This window comes from Duncaniella sp. (genome assembly GCF_029056165.1).
Taxonomy (GTDB): Bacteria; Bacteroidota; Bacteroidia; order Bacteroidales; family Muribaculaceae; genus Duncaniella.
The window spans coordinates 36,584-53,624 of the sequence record NZ_JAIDBW010000015.1 but is presented as its reverse complement, the minus strand read 5'-3'; the positions used below and the strand labels follow the sequence as shown (position 1 = coordinate 53,624).

At 49.4% G+C, this 17,041-nt stretch carries 14 protein-coding genes and 2 tRNA genes; 8 read left to right on the top strand and 8 right to left on the bottom strand.

Going from position 1 to position 17,041, the window contains the following annotated elements; all coding sequences use genetic code 11:
- Positions 1-30: 30 nt before the first annotated feature.
- Positions 31-114: transfer RNA gene (locus tag K2G41_RS04245), tRNA-Leu, on the top strand.
- 167 nt (positions 115-281) lie between these two features.
- A tRNA-Leu gene (locus K2G41_RS04240) sits at positions 282-365 on the top strand.
- A gap of 97 nt (positions 366-462) precedes the next feature.
- Here the strand turns inward: K2G41_RS04240 and K2G41_RS04235 are convergent.
- Together K2G41_RS04235 and K2G41_RS04230 are read right to left on the bottom strand one after the other, a co-directional pair.
- Positions 463-3,018: a glycosyl hydrolase 115 family protein gene (locus tag K2G41_RS04235; protein WP_300114913.1), complete on the bottom strand. Its 2,556-nt coding sequence runs from the start codon at positions 3,016-3,018 to the stop codon at positions 463-465.
- A 75-nt stretch (positions 3,019-3,093) separates the two neighbouring features.
- Positions 3,094-4,257 (bottom strand): rhamnogalacturonan acetylesterase, encoded by a 1,164-nt coding sequence (locus K2G41_RS04230; protein WP_300114920.1) that lies wholly within the window; start codon positions 4,255-4,257, stop codon positions 3,094-3,096.
- A 359-nt stretch (positions 4,258-4,616) separates the two neighbouring features.
- Between K2G41_RS04230 and rfbA the strand changes: the two genes are divergently transcribed.
- The 6 genes from rfbA to K2G41_RS04200 all read left to right on the top strand — a co-directional run bounded on the left by rfbA (position 4,617) and on the right by K2G41_RS04200 (position 10,036).
- Positions 4,617-5,495, top strand: coding sequence for a glucose-1-phosphate thymidylyltransferase RfbA (gene rfbA, locus K2G41_RS04225; RefSeq protein ID WP_300114910.1), 879 nt, complete (start codon positions 4,617-4,619; stop codon positions 5,493-5,495).
- A gap of 27 nt (positions 5,496-5,522) precedes the next feature.
- A complete protein-coding gene (rfbC, locus tag K2G41_RS04220; RefSeq protein ID WP_300114907.1) occupies positions 5,523-6,071 on the top strand; it encodes a dTDP-4-dehydrorhamnose 3,5-epimerase in 549 nt (182 codons plus the stop codon).
- A 44-nt stretch (positions 6,072-6,115) separates the two neighbouring features.
- Complete coding sequence (fucO, locus tag K2G41_RS04215; protein WP_300114905.1) at positions 6,116-7,270, top strand: lactaldehyde reductase; 1,155 nt, start codon at positions 6,116-6,118, stop codon at positions 7,268-7,270.
- Positions 7,271-7,460: 190 nt separating this feature from the next.
- Entirely contained in the window at positions 7,461-8,360 is a 900-nt protein-coding gene (rfbD, locus tag K2G41_RS04210) for a dTDP-4-dehydrorhamnose reductase (RefSeq protein ID WP_300114902.1), read from the top strand.
- Positions 8,353-9,501 carry a dTDP-glucose 4,6-dehydratase gene (locus tag K2G41_RS04205; protein ID WP_300114900.1) on the top strand — a complete coding sequence of 383 codons (1,149 nt, stop codon included), beginning with the start codon at positions 8,353-8,355 and terminating at the stop codon, positions 9,499-9,501. The genes rfbD and K2G41_RS04205 overlap by 8 nt, the downstream gene beginning before the upstream one ends.
- A gap of 46 nt (positions 9,502-9,547) precedes the next feature.
- Positions 9,548-10,036, top strand: coding sequence for a very short patch repair endonuclease (locus tag K2G41_RS04200; RefSeq protein WP_300114897.1), 489 nt, complete (start codon positions 9,548-9,550; stop codon positions 10,034-10,036).
- A gap of 585 nt (positions 10,037-10,621) precedes the next feature.
- Here K2G41_RS04200 and K2G41_RS04195 read toward each other — a convergent pair.
- From K2G41_RS04195 to K2G41_RS04170, 6 genes are all read right to left on the bottom strand, one after another.
- Positions 10,622-11,233: a hypothetical protein gene (locus K2G41_RS04195; protein ID WP_300114894.1), complete on the bottom strand. Its 612-nt coding sequence runs from the start codon at positions 11,231-11,233 to the stop codon at positions 10,622-10,624.
- Between the two features lie 68 nt (positions 11,234-11,301).
- The gene (locus K2G41_RS04190) at positions 11,302-12,546 is read right to left on the bottom strand and encodes a DUF4857 domain-containing protein (RefSeq protein ID WP_300114892.1); all 1,245 of its coding nucleotides are present in this window, start codon (positions 12,544-12,546) and stop codon (positions 11,302-11,304) included.
- A 3-nt stretch (positions 12,547-12,549) separates the two neighbouring features.
- Positions 12,550-13,221 carry a hypothetical protein gene (locus K2G41_RS04185; RefSeq protein WP_300114889.1) on the bottom strand — a complete coding sequence of 224 codons (672 nt, stop codon included), beginning with the start codon at positions 13,219-13,221 and terminating at the stop codon, positions 12,550-12,552.
- A gap of 12 nt (positions 13,222-13,233) precedes the next feature.
- Positions 13,234-14,136, bottom strand: coding sequence for an ABC transporter ATP-binding protein (locus tag K2G41_RS04180; RefSeq protein WP_300114886.1), 903 nt, complete (start codon positions 14,134-14,136; stop codon positions 13,234-13,236).
- A gap of 46 nt (positions 14,137-14,182) precedes the next feature.
- Positions 14,183-15,592 carry a DUF6850 family outer membrane beta-barrel protein gene (locus K2G41_RS04175; protein ID WP_300114883.1) on the bottom strand — a complete coding sequence of 470 codons (1,410 nt, stop codon included), beginning with the start codon at positions 15,590-15,592 and terminating at the stop codon, positions 14,183-14,185.
- Between the two features lie 168 nt (positions 15,593-15,760).
- Positions 15,761-17,008: a DUF4876 domain-containing protein gene (locus tag K2G41_RS04170; protein ID WP_300114880.1), complete on the bottom strand. Its 1,248-nt coding sequence runs from the start codon at positions 17,006-17,008 to the stop codon at positions 15,761-15,763.
- Between the last annotated feature and the right edge of the window lie 33 nt (positions 17,009-17,041).

The following is a 17,041-nucleotide window of genomic DNA, read 5'->3' as shown; positions in this document are numbered from 1 at the left end:
ATGCGCATAACACATTGACAGACATTTTTCGTCCGGGTGGTGGAATTGGTAGACACGCTACTTTGAGGGGGTAGTGGCCGTAAGGCTGTGTGAGTTCGAATCTCATCTCGGACACTTCAAAAAATCCTGATTATGGTTTTACTAATCAGGATTTTTCATTGAAAGGATCTTACAGTAGCACTCCGGAGCTATCCGGTTGAAAAGAACAGCGGTTTTTCATAAAAAGTGCTCAGGAAAATATCTGAATGAACGTCAATAACCATATTGGCTGACATTTAATCGTCCGGGTGGTGGAATTGGTAGACACGCTACTTTGAGGGGGTAGTGGTCGTAAGACTGTGTGAGTTCGAATCTCATCTCGGACACTTGAAAAAGAGCTTTGAAATTATAATTTCAAAGCTCTTTTTCTATACCCCTATTATTTTATAGAATCCATAAACTTTCCGGCAACGCCCTATGCATTCAACGCGGACGTGACGGCGAGACCGGGACCACATAGAATTTCCTATCTTTTTTGCTATCGAGCATAAGCTGATCGAGGATTATATTGTCATCAAGCGCAGTGACTGCGATCCGGTGACGACCCTTTTTAAGATCATGCGCTGTCGTTACGCGTGCCTGATTACGCAACACATTTTCTTTCCATCTGTCAGTCCTGCCCTTTTCGCGGATGCTTACTGTCTGCCGTTCACCTCCGTCGATACTGATTGCTATCCGCAGCTCCCCGTTATCGGTTGGTTGCGTCGGGATGAGAGCCGTCAGCAGATATGCCTTGCCATCACTATCAACATCGAAATCAAACATCAGACTCTCGCCTTTTGGAAGAGGCACTGCGTTCATGCTGTGACCGAGCATAAAGACAGGAGCAGGAGAGAAAGTTGCGGAATCATAGGAGTCACCGTTGCGTGCAGTCCATCCTGTGGAAGGACCGAAGCCGACAATTGAAGATGAATTGACTTTTAAATTTGCTGGAGAAAGGTAACGCATGATCTCCTCTTCCGTCAGACCGACAGGGAGCACAGGAGGATTGAACACGCAGAGATCACGCGGATTCATACACATGGAGTGTTTCCATTTCCCGGCGGCAAGCGAATCATTGTAAAAAGCCGTAAGCCGACGGATTTTTTGATATGCATCCATACTTCGGGCACATGCTTGAAACATGAGGCTGTCGCGTCCCCAAAGCGATGCATCGCTCTGCCCCATCGCGTATGATCGCGCACGTTGGGCCTCAAGCATCTTTCTCGCCATCAATCCGGCTGCCGACACAGGATATTTCATCTGAGCGAAATAAGTGTCGTGCCTCTCCGGACGGACAGCAGCTTCAATCTCATTCACCTTCAGTATAATTGAATCGTAAGCTTCAAGATAACGGTCAGCCTCGCCCCCGAATTCCGTGAAACTGAAATCCGTATCGCCCACCTGCGAACGTCCGCGAGGATAGATCTTACGGTTAAGTTCCACCTGTGACCATCCCGTATGTTCCGGCCGACGGATGTTGCCCAGCCGATAATACTCATACATCACCGCCATCAGAGCCGTTCCAGCTGCCTCACCAAATTCACGTTCAAGCCATAAGGCAAGATGCTCTCCGACACCGATCGACTTGACGGCATCAATGTCCCATGCCATGTCAAGGAAAAGTTCGAGCGGATAGGAGGATGTTTTAAGGTCGTGTACATTGGCGATCCATATCTTTCGTGCATTATGACAATAGGCATTACTCATCTCCTTATACACGAGCCCCGGCTGCGTAGTGCCGAGCCACAGATAATCATGCGGTCGCCCCCAGTAGCTCAGATGATAGTAGATCCCTGCCCCGCCCTTGCGCTGCTGCTGAATGGAATCACTGAGACGCGAAATGTGACCATAGTTATCGTCACACCACACGAGTGTCACGTCTTCCGGGATCTCCAATCCGTTGTCCATGATCTCAAGCACCTCCTTATACGGAATGAATATTTGCGGAACGGATGTGACAGCTGTATCAACATACTGTCGCAATAATGAACGCTGATCACTGATGACATCACGAAGAGCCGCGACGCGCTCGTCCATAGTCTTCACCCCCTCCATGTAACCGTCGTGGATGCCGCGCATACCTATCGTATATATGTTCTCATAACCTCCCGCTTCCATCAACCGTTCAGACCAATAGTCAACCACTGATGCACGGTTGGTAATATAATTGTAAGGGCCGCGCTCACTCTCCTTCCATTCGCCGACGTTGTTACGCATCAAGGGTTCGCAATGAGATGTCCCTATCGCTATGCCGAAACTGTCAGCCGTCTCTTTTGCGCCGGCCACGAAATAGAACGGCTTGGTCGATGGATGCATAGCAGGCCATATAATGTTGGCCCGCAGACGCAGCAGCAATTTGAATATCTCCTTATATGTCCGTGCGCCTATAGTTCCCGGCTCCTGATCTTTCTCAAAAGTCCTCCAGCTCCAAGGCTGCAACGACCAATCCTCATCGTTAAGGAAGATCCCGCGATACTCGACGGACGGAGATTGATATGACACATAGTCATCCGGCAATTCTATATCATCACGACGAAGAGAACGAGAGTCGTTCCACCACACCCATGGTGAGACCCCCGCGAGACGTGATATCTCAAGAATAGCGTAGGCCGTCCCACGGTCATCCGCTCCGACAGCATAGAGCTTGCCGTCATGAACCTTCAGGCAGAATGCGTCACTACGCCCCCGAAGTTCGGACAGATCAATATCCGCAGCTCTGAGTTCGTCGGTTTCAGTCTCAGTGATGGCCGAAAGATTATATATGCGGATGGCAGCTTCAGTTCGATCAACCCGTAGAGGATACAGACCGGTAACATCGGTCATGTCCGATTCAAACATCTCCGCCGCTTTCTCAGGGACAGGCCGGGAAGCCCATGCGGGAGAGTTGAACGTTACGGGATTCCGTCCGTCAAAAATATGAACTGCCGCCGTGGCATCATCGCGACAGACAATGCCTGACAGCAGTAGCAATAAGGCCGCACCTATATATCTTATCATAACTTATCCGCTCCCGCAAATATACATATATTTATTAGTGTAAGTCTATTTATAGTGTAGGTCCTCTACGCGCGCTCAATTCCCCTCCGGTTTCTCGTTCTCGCAGAATGGAGCCGGAGCCCAGTAGAAGTCCCCGACGGAATCAGGACGTGAAGGATCATACGAATCAAAATCCACTATGTGCATGAAAAGTCCCGGAGCGGCAGTGCGCATACCTTCTATGACACATTTGCTGATCTGATATGCTCCGTAAGGGTTGAAATGCGTGTTGTCCTCCAAAGCCTGCTCCTGACCGGGGAAACTGCCCATCGGATAATGGGCGAAAGCTTTTTTCGATCCTTCAACACCGAGAGTCTCATAGAGTCTTGCCGTCATACCGTTCAGCTCGATGAGCGGTACATTTTCCTTCGCGGCAATCCAACGCATGGCATCGGGATAGTCCTCGTGGGTATTTACCGTCGAACCATAAGAGTCAAAGACTCTACGGCGGGTCGGTGTGACGAAGACGATGTTAGCACCTTTTTTCTTCACCTCATCCATGATGGTTTTAAGATTTGTCATGAACGAATAGTATGCCCCGCTTCCGGATCGTTTGATTTTCTGATCGTTGTGACCGAACTCAACGAAGAACCAGTCGCCGGGACGTGCGTCACGCAAAGCCCGCTTCAGGCGTTTGGCATTAATAAAATTCAGCGCGGACTCACCGCTCTCGGCATAGTTGGCCACGGCTACCTGATCATCGAAGAAACGCGGCAACATCTGTCCCCAGCTCGCCCAAGGTTCATATTCCTGATCGACCACGGTGGAATTTCCGCAGAGATATACAGTGGTCACGCTCGTATCCGCAGGTTCGACGGTTATGCTTCTGCAGGCAGGTGCAGAACCATTGATCTCGAAGGTCAGCACATCGTCCCAATTGAGTTTAGACTTCTCACGCGGTTTCAGCGTCACGCGCTCCTTATCGGATATGCGCGGATTGCGCTTGTTGATTATAAAAGTCTTTTTTACGGATTCTCCTTTCTTAGTAGGGAGGTTTTCGACAAGAAGACGGCGTGACTCTGCGCGGACAGTGGTATTTGCCGCGCGCTTATCACTTCCGAGGTCAAAAGTAACCTTGTAATTCCCATCAGGCACACGGACAGAGTAGTAATACGGATCCGTACTCCCCGCCGCAGGGGTCGGAATCCGGTCATAACCGTAACCTTTGACGGAGTCATAGCGCGTCTGATTGTCAAGCATATATGTCTCTGCAGAGACTGTGAGAACGGAGACCGAGAGGAGGAGTGAGGAAATTATTTGACGGATATTCATTTTCCTTATGGTATTATGTGGCTTATTAAAGTTTATGCACTAAACGGATGAACTGATCATCCAAAATTCATCGCTAAATTACAATTTTAACTCCAAATTTCGAAACAAAACCCTCCGTCAAGGCGTAAAAAATCCTCATCCGGCAACCTTTGATAAGAATTCAGCCGATGCCAAGCATTCAATTTAACTATTTGCATAAGCCTGTCGATTTTTTCTACAATCCCACTCGAATATGTGGTGACTTTTGACTATATTTGCACAAGAATAGTCCCGACAGTAGCAACCCCATGAAAGGAATCGTTCTGGCAGGAGGGTCAGGCACCCGCCTCTATCCCATCACAAAGGGGGTCAGCAAACAGTTGCTCCCTATCTACGACAAGCCTATGGTCTATTATCCGATATCGACCCTTATGCTTGCCGGGATACGTGATATACTTATAATATCCACTCCGACGGATCTCCCCGCATTCCGCCGTCTGCTCGGCGACGGCTCTGATTTCGGCGTAAGATTCGAATATGCCGAACAGCCATCGCCCGACGGTCTCGCGCAAGCCTTCATTATTGGTCGGGATTTCATTGGTGACGATTCGGTGTGCCTCGTGCTCGGCGACAACATATTTCATGGCGCAGGTTTCACATCGCTGCTCCGCGATGCCGTCCAAGCCGCGGAGACTGACGGCAAGGCAACCGTGTTCGGCTACTGGGTCAGCGACCCCGAACGCTATGGAGTGGCTGAGTTTGACAATGAGGGGAATTGCCTTTCGATCGAAGAAAAACCTGAGCATCCGAAATCCAACTACGCGGTTACCGGTCTGTACTTCTACCCGAATAAAGTCGTCGAAGTGGCCTCTACGATAAAGCCTTCCGCACGCGGAGAACTGGAGATAACCACCGTCAACCAGACCTTTCTCAAGGACGGGGAGCTGAAGGTGAAAACACTCCCACGCGGTTTCGCTTGGCTCGACACCGGTACGCATGACTCTCTGGCCGAAGCATCGATCTATGTAGAAGTGCTTGAAAAGCGTCAGGGTCTCAAGATAGCCTGTCTGGAAGGAATCGCTTACCGCAACGGCTGGATCGACAGCAAGAGACTGGAGGAAATAGCCCGACCGATGCTTAAAAACCAGTACGGACAGTATCTCATGAAACTAATCACCAACTCATAATCGACATCAAGCCTATCAAGCGTAACAATGGAAGTTATCAAGACAGAAATCGAAGGAGTGGTGATGCTCAAACCCCGTATCTTTACGGATTCGCGCGGCTATTTTTTCGAAAGCTACTCGCAGCGAGAGTTCAACCGTCTCGTGGAGCCGGTCAACTTCGTACAGGATAATGAGTCCGCATCGACTTTCGGGGTTATCCGCGGTCTCCATTTCCAGCGTCCGCCATTCACACAGGCGAAACTCGTAAGATGTGTGCGCGGTGCAGTGCTGGATGTAGCGGTAGATCTGCGAAAAGGATCGCCGACCTACGGAAAATATGTAGCCGCCGAACTTACCGAGGAAAACAAGTTGCAGTTCTTCGTGCCTCATGGTTTCGCCCACGGTTTTTCCGTGCTGAGCGACGTGGCGGTGTTCCAGTACAAATGTGACAACTTCTATGCACCCGAAAGCGAAGGAGGCATCTCTCCGCTTGATCCGGCACTGGGAATCGACTGGCGCATAGATCCATCAAAAGCCATCCTGTCCGACAAGGATCTGCGACATCCGGCATTCAATAATTTCGAAACACCCTTTTGAGCCTGAAAACTCAAAAATTCGTATAAATTAACTTACTATCTGACATGATCCACAGATTTATCCTCAATGAAGTTTCATACTTCGGACCGGGTGCTCGCAAAGAGCTTCCCGAAGTCGTAAAACGTCTCGGTAAAAATAAAGCGTTTATCGTCACTGACGCAGGTCTTGTGAAATTCGGTGTAGCAAAAATGGTAACCGACGTGCTTGATGCAGCCGGTATCCCCTACGAGATTTTCAGCGATGTCAAGCCCAACCCCACCGTCACCAACGTCAAGAACGGTATCGAGGCTTACAAGAAATCAGGTGCTGACTTCATTATCGCCATCGGTGGCGGTTCATCCATCGACACAGCCAAGGCTGTCGGTATCGTCATCAACAATCCTGAATTTGCTGACATCGTTTCGCTCGAAGGCTGCGCTCCTACCACAAACAAGTGCGTGCCCATCGTAGCTCTCCCGACTACTGCCGGAACTGCAGCTGAAACAACCATCAACTATGTGATCATCGACGAAGAGAATCAGAAGAAGATGGTGTGCGTCGATCCCAACGATATCCCCGCAGTTGCCATCGTTGACGCAGAACTCATGTACTCGCTCCCCGCTTCGCTCACAGCCGCTACCGGTATGGATGCCCTCACTCACGCAATCGAAGGCTACATCACCAAGGGTGCATGGGCAATGAGCGATATGTTCGAGATCGAGGCTATCCGTATGATCAGCCGTAACCTCCCGACCGCAGTGGCAGAGCCTTCGAACGCAGAGGCCCGCGACGCAATGGCCGTAGCTCAGTACATCGCAGGTATGGCATTTTCCAACGTAGGTCTCGGCCTCGTTCACGGTATGGCACATCCCCTCGGCTCACTCTTTGATGTCCCCCACGGTGTGGCCAACGCCCTCCTTCTCCCCACCATCATGGAGTGGAACATGCCTGCATGTCTCGACAAGTATCCTGCCATCGCAGAGGCTATGGGTGTTGACATCAGCGGCATGACCCGCGAGGAAGCCGCTCAGGCTGCTTGCGATGCCGTCAAGGCACTCTCGATCAAGGTCGGTATCCCCCAGCACCTTTCTGAGATCAACATTACCGAAAAGGATATCCCCGCTCTCTCCGAGCAGGCTATCGCTGACGTATGCACTCCGGGCAACCCCCGCGACGTGACCATCGAGGACGTAGTCGAGCTTTACAAGAAAGTTCTCTAAAGAATTTTTCCTCGGAATGGACGTAATAATGGACACTTGAAATATCATTTCAGTGTGAAATATCATTTCAGTGATAATTCCACGTCCAAGTTGCAATACACACCGAAATTTAGCATCGTGCGGAATCAACCATTTTTTCCGCACGGTGTTAAATTTCTGATTTTAGGACAGACCTTATTTTTTCCTGCTTATGAGAATCCTCGTCACCGGTGGAAACGGCCAGCTCGGCACATGTCTCCGCAACGCTTCCGCCAACTCACATAACGAATACATATTCACTGATGCCGATGACATAGACATCACGGATAAGGAAGCGGTTGAACTCGGAGTAAGTGCCAACGACTTCCAACTGATCGTCAACTGCGCGGCTTTCACGGATGTGGAACGGGCCGAACAGCAGGAAGACATTGCGGAACTGATCAATGCCACGGCTGCCGGATATCTTGCCCATGCAGCAAAGATGGCTGGAATACCGCTCATACACATCTCGACCGATTACGTCTTCGGAGGCAACACGGGAAATCTTCCGCGCACGGAGGATGAACCCGTCAATCCTACCGGGGCTTACGGACGGACAAAGCTTCATGGTGAAGAAGCCATCATGGCAAGTGGATGTCGCCACATCATCCTGCGTACGGCATGGCTTTATTCGGAATATGGTAAGAACTTCGTAAAAACCATTCTCGGTCTTGCCGCAAAGCGCGACGGACTGAATGTGGTGTTTGATCAGATCGGCTCTCCGACATACGCCGGCGATCTTGCGGAAGCAATTGTCGGGATCATCGATTCCGGAAAGTATAAGGAAGCGGACGGTATCTACAATTACTCCAACGAGGGAGTCTGCTCATGGTTTGACCTTGCAAAAATGTCGTGTGAACTGGCGGGATCCATGCGTAATCCGGACGGAACAGCGCACACCTGCAACATTCAACCCTGTCACAGCAACGAATTTCCTTCTGCCGTGACGCGTCCGTCATTCTCAGTGCTCGACAAGACTAAATTCAAACAGACATTCGGGCAGGAAATACCCTATTGGGTGGATTCGCTACGAAAATGTATCCTCAACCTCAAATCCGACAGCAATGAATAAACTCTACAAACGCAATATCCTCATCACCGGCGGTGCAGGATTCATCGGGAATCATGTGGTGCGTCTTTTTGTCAATAAATATCCCGATTACCGGATAGTCAATCTCGACAAACTGACTTACGCCGGCAATCTTGCCAACCTCAAGGATATCGAGAAGCGCGACAACTATGTCTTTGTCAAGGCTGATATCGCGGACCTTGATGAAATGCGCCGCGTGTTTGCAGAGTATATGATCGACGGTGTGATCCATCTTGCTGCAGAGAGTCATGTTGACAGATCCATCAAAGATCCTTTCACTTTTGCCCGAACCAACGTAATGGGTACACTCGCGCTCCTTCAGGCTGCCCGCGAACGCTGGGAATCTCTGCCGGAGGGCTATGCCGGGAAACTATTCTACCACATATCTACTGATGAAGTCTATGGCGCACTTGCCTTAACCCATCCCGAAGGTATCCCGTCGCCTTTCTCTACCGCCGCTTCATCGGCTGAACATCATAAGGCATTCGGTACGGAATTTTTCCTCGAAACCACCAAGTACAACCCGCATTCCCCCTACTCGGCTTCGAAGGCATCGAGTGATCATTTCGTCAGGGCATATCACGACACTTACGGAATGCCCACACTCGTCACGAACTGCTCAAATAATTACGGCCCTTACCAGTTCCCTGAAAAACTGATCCCCCTTTTCATCAATAATATCCGCAATGGAAAGCCGCTCCCTGTCTATGGCAAGGGTGAGAATGTCCGTGACTGGCTTTTTGTCGAGGATCATGCACGTGCGATCGACCTTATTTTCCATAAAGGTAAAGCCGGTGACACATATAATATAGGTGGTTTCAACGAGTGGAAGAATATCGATCTCATCCGCGTGATCATACGGACTGTCGATCGGCTTCTCGGAAATCCGGAGGGCACGAGTGACCATCTCATAACCTACGTCACTGATCGTCCCGGCCACGACATGCGCTATGCAATAGATTCACGCAAGCTCCAGAAAGAACTCGGCTGGGAACCATCACTGCAATTCGAGGAGGGTATCGAGAAAACCGTCCGTTGGTATCTCGACCATCAGGAATGGATGGACAATATTACTTCCGGTGACTACGAGAGTTATTACGACGAGATGTATCTCAACCGATGATACCTATCACTGCTTAACCAAACTCCTCCTCACCTTGACCGATGTAATGACCCCAGAAGAACGCAGCAGATGTATGGCTGCGATACATGGTAAGGATACGCGTCCTGAAATGATCGTGCGACGCTTCCTCCATGCCAAAGGTTTGCGCTACCGTGTCAATAATTCACGACTTCCGGGAAGTCCGGACATTGTTTTCAGGAAATACCGTACTGTGGTGTTTGTAGATGGATGTTTCTGGCATGGACACAAGGATTGCCGTTATTTCCGTCTGCCAAAGAGCAATGTCGATTTCTGGCGACATAAGATCAATCTGAACATCGCGCGCGACTATCGCAACGATGTCGATCTCCGGCTTCTCGGATGGAGAGTGATACGCGTGTGGGAGTGCTCGTTACGAAACTCCAAGGAGCGCGAAGCCTCACTGGAAGCCATCTACAATAAGATAATCAGCCCGCACAGCAATGACTCCTACACCATCTCCGACACTCCGGCCGGCATAGCAGCCGAACCGACGGAGAGCTATGGCAAACGATAAGTTGATACATAAATCTGATTAAGCGTCCACAATGACGCATCAAATTACAAGAGGAGATACATCTATTATAATAAACCGCGAAGCGGTGGTGCAATCATAGCCCCACCACGAGGAGTTACCGGACAACGAAGCCCATCAGGGCGAGTATTGTCCGGTAACGACGAGGCGTGGGGCTATGATTAAATAATATCGGCGTCGAAGACGTCGGACAAAGTTTTTTGTCATTTCACAGACAATAGTGTTTCAGTAGATCCCTAAATGCTACTCCTCTATCCGACGTCTTCGACGCCGACTTCTTTGGTATTGCCAACCAACCCCACACCTCCCGCGCTACGGCATGAAAAATTTCCCTACGGTCAATTTTTTCAACCTCCGCTTTGTCGATGTGGAGCTATGATTGCATCACCGCTTCGCGGTTTAGCATTGGTATTTTCACCTCCATGAGCCTATTACGCCGCATCCTGCAAACTAATTATACTAAAACTATCTTGAATAAAAAACAGAGGGTATGTCAGTTTGTTTTTGACATATCCTCTGCGTTTTAACAGCTAAGTTCTATATCTAATCAAATCGGTTGACAGTGGATTATTCCGGCAGGACTTCATAGGATGAAGCCTCAAGGAAGTAGTATGAGAGATAAGGTTTACCCTCCTTTTCCTGACGGGCAGCGATTTTGGTACGGAAGTCATTGATGCGTTCTTCAAATGTAGTGAGATTACGCTGTCCCTTGGCCGTACGTTCGGTAGCACAACCGCTCTCAGCTTTGGCAGGAGCGGCATCGGTAAGCTCACCGTTGACATTTGCAGCAGCCTGAGCCTCCTCATTTCTGCGGATCATTTCCTGAATGGTATTCTCGTCAACACGTTCCTCGCGGAGGATACCTTTTACCTGAAGAGGACGGCGTACAACGCTCTTTGGGAAAGGCTCTCCCATCAGAGGGAATGCCTCGCAGCGGAGCATAATGCTGTCAGCCGAACCGGCGATAAATGCTTTCTTCCCGCCATGAGCGCAAAGATGGGAGCACACACCTTCAATGACTATGGTATCGCCAAGATAATTGTCGGGATTGGCAAGAACCTCATCGACATTGAGAGCCGCAGTCGAATTGTCGGTTGATGAACCATTAGATGAACCGCCACACGAAATCATGATCATGCAGACGAATGCAAGAAGTGTGAAAATTGATGTCTTTTTCATTTTTGTAATTATAAATATATTAAACTTTTATCTATTGAACGTTTAGACACGGATATCAATTATACAGTTCAGTTCTTTATAAGTATCATAGGGATAAATGCAAAGATACCGAACACGAAAGTGACGACAACAGCAGTGAGCGATCCCACGACAGTTGATTCCTGACGGCGACGCACCACTATGAACACCGCAAGAGCCAGCACAGCATTGAGAAAAAGTGCACGCCAAGAAATGCCCTCGACTCTCGGTGAAGCGTAACAGTCGCTGACAGACGTGAACGAAAGCTCATAAGGGAATATATATGAGGCTATCTTTTCCGTAAGACTTTCATTATATGGAGCGGTATAACCGGCAAGACGGCTATAATCGTCCGAATCAATAGCTGTCCAACGCACGCCTTCGGGGGATGTGATCTTGACTATCATATTGAACAGATTCTTGACCACCGAAATGCGGTCTTTTTCAGGATCAACCTTTCCTACCGCCAAAGGAACGATACGGTAGCCCTCACGTTCGATGATGTAAAGGTTGTCATTGTCATCCGTCATGAAACCGAGGTGGCGGTTATCGACATTCTCCATGACGAACACATGAGCCACTCTGACCGAATCAGGCTTGATCACCTTCATGAGATAAGGACGACCGGCCTGCATCTTCAGGTGATAGAGATCACCGGCAGCATCGGCCATGAGATAACCCTCGTCATAAGGCTTACGGCTCGTGATATTGGCCGAGAAACTTTTGACAGGAAGCTTAAATTCACGGTCATTGAAAATGTCGGTAAATCGCTTCGAGCGGGATTCATTGACGGCATTGGTCTCCATGTCGATGAACTGAACCTGACCGTCGCGGAAACGAAACACCTCCGTCGGATCTTCAAGATCCACGCGTGCTGGCATGGATTCCATGATCATATAAACTTCTGGGTGAACCTTATTTATATCACGTGGGATCGATGAAAACACCCACTGACTGTGTTTGAAAGCCGGGACACTCACCTCGACTCCGGCAATAGTATCTGGGAGAGCCTCACGGGCCATCAGCTGGGTATAGTAGATCTGAGGGAGCAATGAATCTCGCTCCTCGCGGGTGAATGTACCCGGCTGACGTCCGCCTTCCGAATCAAGAGCATAGATGAGTGGTACTTTCTCATCGCCCATCTCGGAAACTATCATCTGACCGCTGACAGGCGAATATGCTATGAACGGATCTGAACCGCCGACCGGGAAGATTATCCAATAGAGCCACGGAAGAAACCATGACAGAACAATAATGCTTAACGCTACGAGTAAAACTGTATATGCCTTTTTCATCTCTTAATCCTGACGGCCCTCCTTGAACCTTATGATTGAACCAAATGAGAGAATAGTGAGAATAAGGGTGGTGAGGAGGAAGATAATGATCATGCCGTTGTAGGCTTCCGGAACAGGTTGCAGGAAGAAAATCATCAGTACGGCAATGCCGAGCAGAGCGAGTATCACACGTCGCATCCATGTTCCCTCAAGGCAGATGGATGTCACGAAAAGATAGGCAGTGAATCCGGCAAAGTACCACGGGAAAGTGGTCAGCATGACGCGCCACACAAGTTCCGAAGGGAGAATGGTAGAATCATAGACAGCGATGATCAACGCCTGAATTACATAGATCACAAGCAGTTCGGCCATACCCGTAAGGAGCATGAGGCCGATGAGTTTCCGCTGGGGATAAGGAAGATGGAGAGTGAGTTTCAGACGTTTCTGCGACATTTCCGGTGCCATCTGAGCCACGCCCAGTGCCAGACCGATCACCAAGGGGATATACTTGATTATATCAATAAAAGTGTTGTCCTTCAGGAGCATTATGAGCCAAAGATGATCCACGCCCTTGAGTTCGATCAGACGCTTCATCATCAGGACGACATAAAGGGCCACGCATACGGCGAGTGCAAGCGATATGAAAAAGACCATGCGCGTCTTGACCCATTCCTTGAATATAAGAGCTTTTTCCATTTTATTTTCCTATCAATATTTACCAGTCAGACCAATGAATGCATCTTCGAGCGACATCTCACGACGTTCAAGCCCGGCATCGCTCACACCAAGCGCGGAAAGTCCGGCACGGACCTCCTCAATGGGCTTGAAAGTGTAAAATTCAAGTTCGTTGCGGATCTTTCCGGGGTTGATGAAGAGTTCGGGATTGTTGAACTTATCTGCAGACAGATCTGTCGGGAGCGTATAGCGTGAAAAATCCCTGAGCAGATCATCGACAGGCATCTGCGTGAGGATTTTGCCGTAGTCAAGCATGATGCAGTCGTCAATGAGACGTTCAAGATCCTGAATGATGTGAGAGGTCATGAACACTGTCTTTTCCTCGGCCTTGGCAAACTCCCGCAGATAGTCGATGAAGAGACGGCGGTAACCGGGATCGAGCCCCAGAGAGAAATCGTCGAGCACAAGCAGATCGGCATTCTGCGCAAGAATAAGACCAAGTGCCACTTGTGAACGCTGACCGCATGACATCGATGAGATTTTCTGTCCGGGCGACACATGGAGCTTGGCCATGAGTTCATAGTAGGCATCACGATTCCAGCGCGGATAAAAGCTTGAGTAGAAACGCTCGATCTGACCAATGGTCATGAATGAGTATTGTACATGTCCTTCAATCAGCAAGGCTATGCGCGCACGTGTGGCAGGCGAAAGAGAAGTTATATCCTCGCCGAAAATCCGGCATTCCCCTTTCTGCGGGCGGAGATAGCCCATGAGGATATTTATTGTAGTTGTCTTTCCGGTACCGTTTTTACCGAGCAGGCCGAGTATCCTGCCCTTAGGCACCTCAAAACTCAGATCACTGTAGATCACCCTACCGGTACCGTAGCGTTGGGTAAGGTTCTTTACAGAGATTACAGATTCAGAGTTTCCGTTCATTATTTTCCTATGGATAAATTAAATTTAGCTATTATGTTCAGAAATGTCAGAATGATGCACCGACAGTCAGCATGAAGTGGTGGCATGTCCCCTGCCCTACATAGTCCGTCATATCATACTCTGCGCGGAGCGACAGGATGAAGGAACTGAGCGCGTGACTTAAATCACAGCTGATTCCCCACCTACGCCGGTCGGCCTTCAGCATCGAGTAATTGTCGAGCACACATCTTCCGAGCGATGTCGAAGTTTCCAGATCGGTCAGCACCGGATCAGAAGCATCAGCCTTGGCATAGGATGCATTGACCGTGAGATTCCAGAGCCATTTGCCGGATGAAATGGTAGAGAAATCCATCTGCAGACCGGGTATGAGATGATCGACAGCGAGATGACGATACGGTTCGTTGTAACTCTCGCTCCGGGAGGTATATCCTATCTGCGGAGTCGCTGTAAACCGCGCCACACCGGTGGTCAGTTCAAAGGGGAGCGTCACGTTGAATGATTTGTCAGAGAAATTATACGGGCTACGGCTACCGATTTTGTCATAACTCGCACCTGCTGATGTACCGAACAGATTTTCAGTGCCTTTACAGCTGAACATCTGACCTTGGACAAGCGGACGGCAAACCAGTGCGCGGGTGAGAGCGAAACGGTATGCCAAACTGAATGAAACAAGATCATTGTCAGTAAAACCCAGCGTGAGATTATTGAAATTGCGCAACTGCTGCTCCATCCGGTAGTGGGTATAGCCGACCTTCGCTGACAGACCGTTCTTGCCGCTAACAGGCAACCACTGGAAGCCGGCATCATAACCGACCGATGAATAACCGCTGTTCTTATTGGTATTGCCCATGAAACGGCGGTAATATGTGCCCAAGCCGGTAAGCGTGTAAGTATTTATTTCATTTACCGGACTGTAGAAATCAAGGTCGCAACTCTGGTTATAGACGTTGATTCCTCCTTTGAGTCCAAGCTGATAATGGCCGAAACGATATGCAGCTCCGGCATTGACGGAGAGATCGGACACCACACTCTTGACACGCGGATCGCGGTTACGGTAGGCGATCTCGGCACGATAGGCTATCTGCCCACCGAAATCCCACTTACCATACTCCCGTGCATAACCTCCGGAAAAATTATAGTTACGTGTACTCAGATCACCTCCGACCTCATCACCAAGGACGTAAGGAGCCACACGCATATAATCAATACAGTCAGTCCAGCGTACATCACGATACTTGCCTGTCACAAAAGCGGCATCGCCCCACACGACACTCCTGTCATCAAGACGGGTGTAGGAACTTGCAGTGATCCTGAAGAGATCATGCCCGTCGCCGGTCTGCTCCATGACCGGCTTATCCTCCCTGTCCAGATCCATACCGACGGCAAACGACGAAATTGAGACCGTATCACGGTTCATCATCGTAGCCGGATTGGCTTCATAATCGCTCAGCGTCATGCTTTGTACCGGAAGGGATAGGCGTTGCAGTTCCCTCAATAGCCCAACAGTAGTCCGTGACCCTGCCGCTTCGGAAAGCAGCAGGGCAACGGACATCAGAGTTAGATTACAGATTGTTCTGTAGTGTCGGGGGGATTCAGACATCAGATTGAATTAAATCAGTATTCCTTATTTTGCAGAGACGATGTTGAAATCGTTGGCAGAATCATTGGTATCCATGAGTACAGTATGACCTGCAGCCGATACGCCCGCTGTCTTGCGGACGAACTTCTTACCGAAACGGCCTTTGTCAAGCTTAGCCTGCGAGATGGCTGCATGGCTTGCATCAACCGTAGTGCTGAGCGCACCTGAAATCCAGCTCTCTTCAGGACAAAGGTTGACGCCGTCAAGAATCCATTCATACTTCACAAGATAAGCCTTCGTACCGCTCATTTCCTTACCGGTAGCGGCATTGATATATGTATAATTGCCTTCCTGCTCCGCGAGGAACTTCTCAGCAGTCATGCCTTCGGGGAAACGCACGAGAGCATAGGAACGGTTGCACTGGTTGGAGGGAAGCCAGATGGTGGCGGAGTATGAGAACCACTTGTCAAGGTTAGGCACATCGGGATTGTCAGTATCGCGTACAGTTCCGGTGGTCACGACATCGTACCATTCGAAATCCGCATCGGTGTGGTTGAGCGCACCGTTCACCTGTTCGCTCCAGTCGATTGCCTGATCCACAATCTTGATAGACTCGCCGGGATTGATGGCAACATCCTTGCCACTGCCGGGGATGACATAAACCGCACCTACAGTGAAATTATTTTCAGGAAGATTCGCATCTGTCAGAATCTTATCTGTGGAAGCGTTAGTAAGCTTGCTCTCAACAATTGCAAGACCGTCGGCATACTGGATCTCATCAGTGTTATTGTAGATGGTGAAGAATGTGTCGTAAAGTCCGTTTGTACCTGCGGCGTTAGGTGAACCCGCACAGTATATCTCACCGAACACGAGAGTATTCTCAGGATTATAGAAGAACCATTTCAGTGTGATGGGGGTACCTGTCGCGCTTACTACCTGCTGGGTGGCTACCGTGCGCAGCGTCTGCTCTACATCCGTACCACCGGCGGAGACATATTTCACCACCATTGTTCCGTCAATATCGTATGTTCCTGCGGGGAGGACATCGGATGAAGTCAGCGGAAGCTGGAATGTAGTCGAACGATCAGTATTAAGTTCCTTGCAGGTAACAGATCCTGAAACAATGCTGAACGATGCCGGAATTTCTGCCGGGAGGGTCTCCGTCACTGTAATGGGATAAGTCGGTTCGGGCTTGTCATCGTCATCGGAACACGAAGTGAAAACGCCACACATTGAAGTGGTCAGCACTGCTGAAAGAAACAGATTTCTGATCTGAAATTTGTTAAATGTCATGATTTTAGATGTATTTAGATTATATTTATTTGA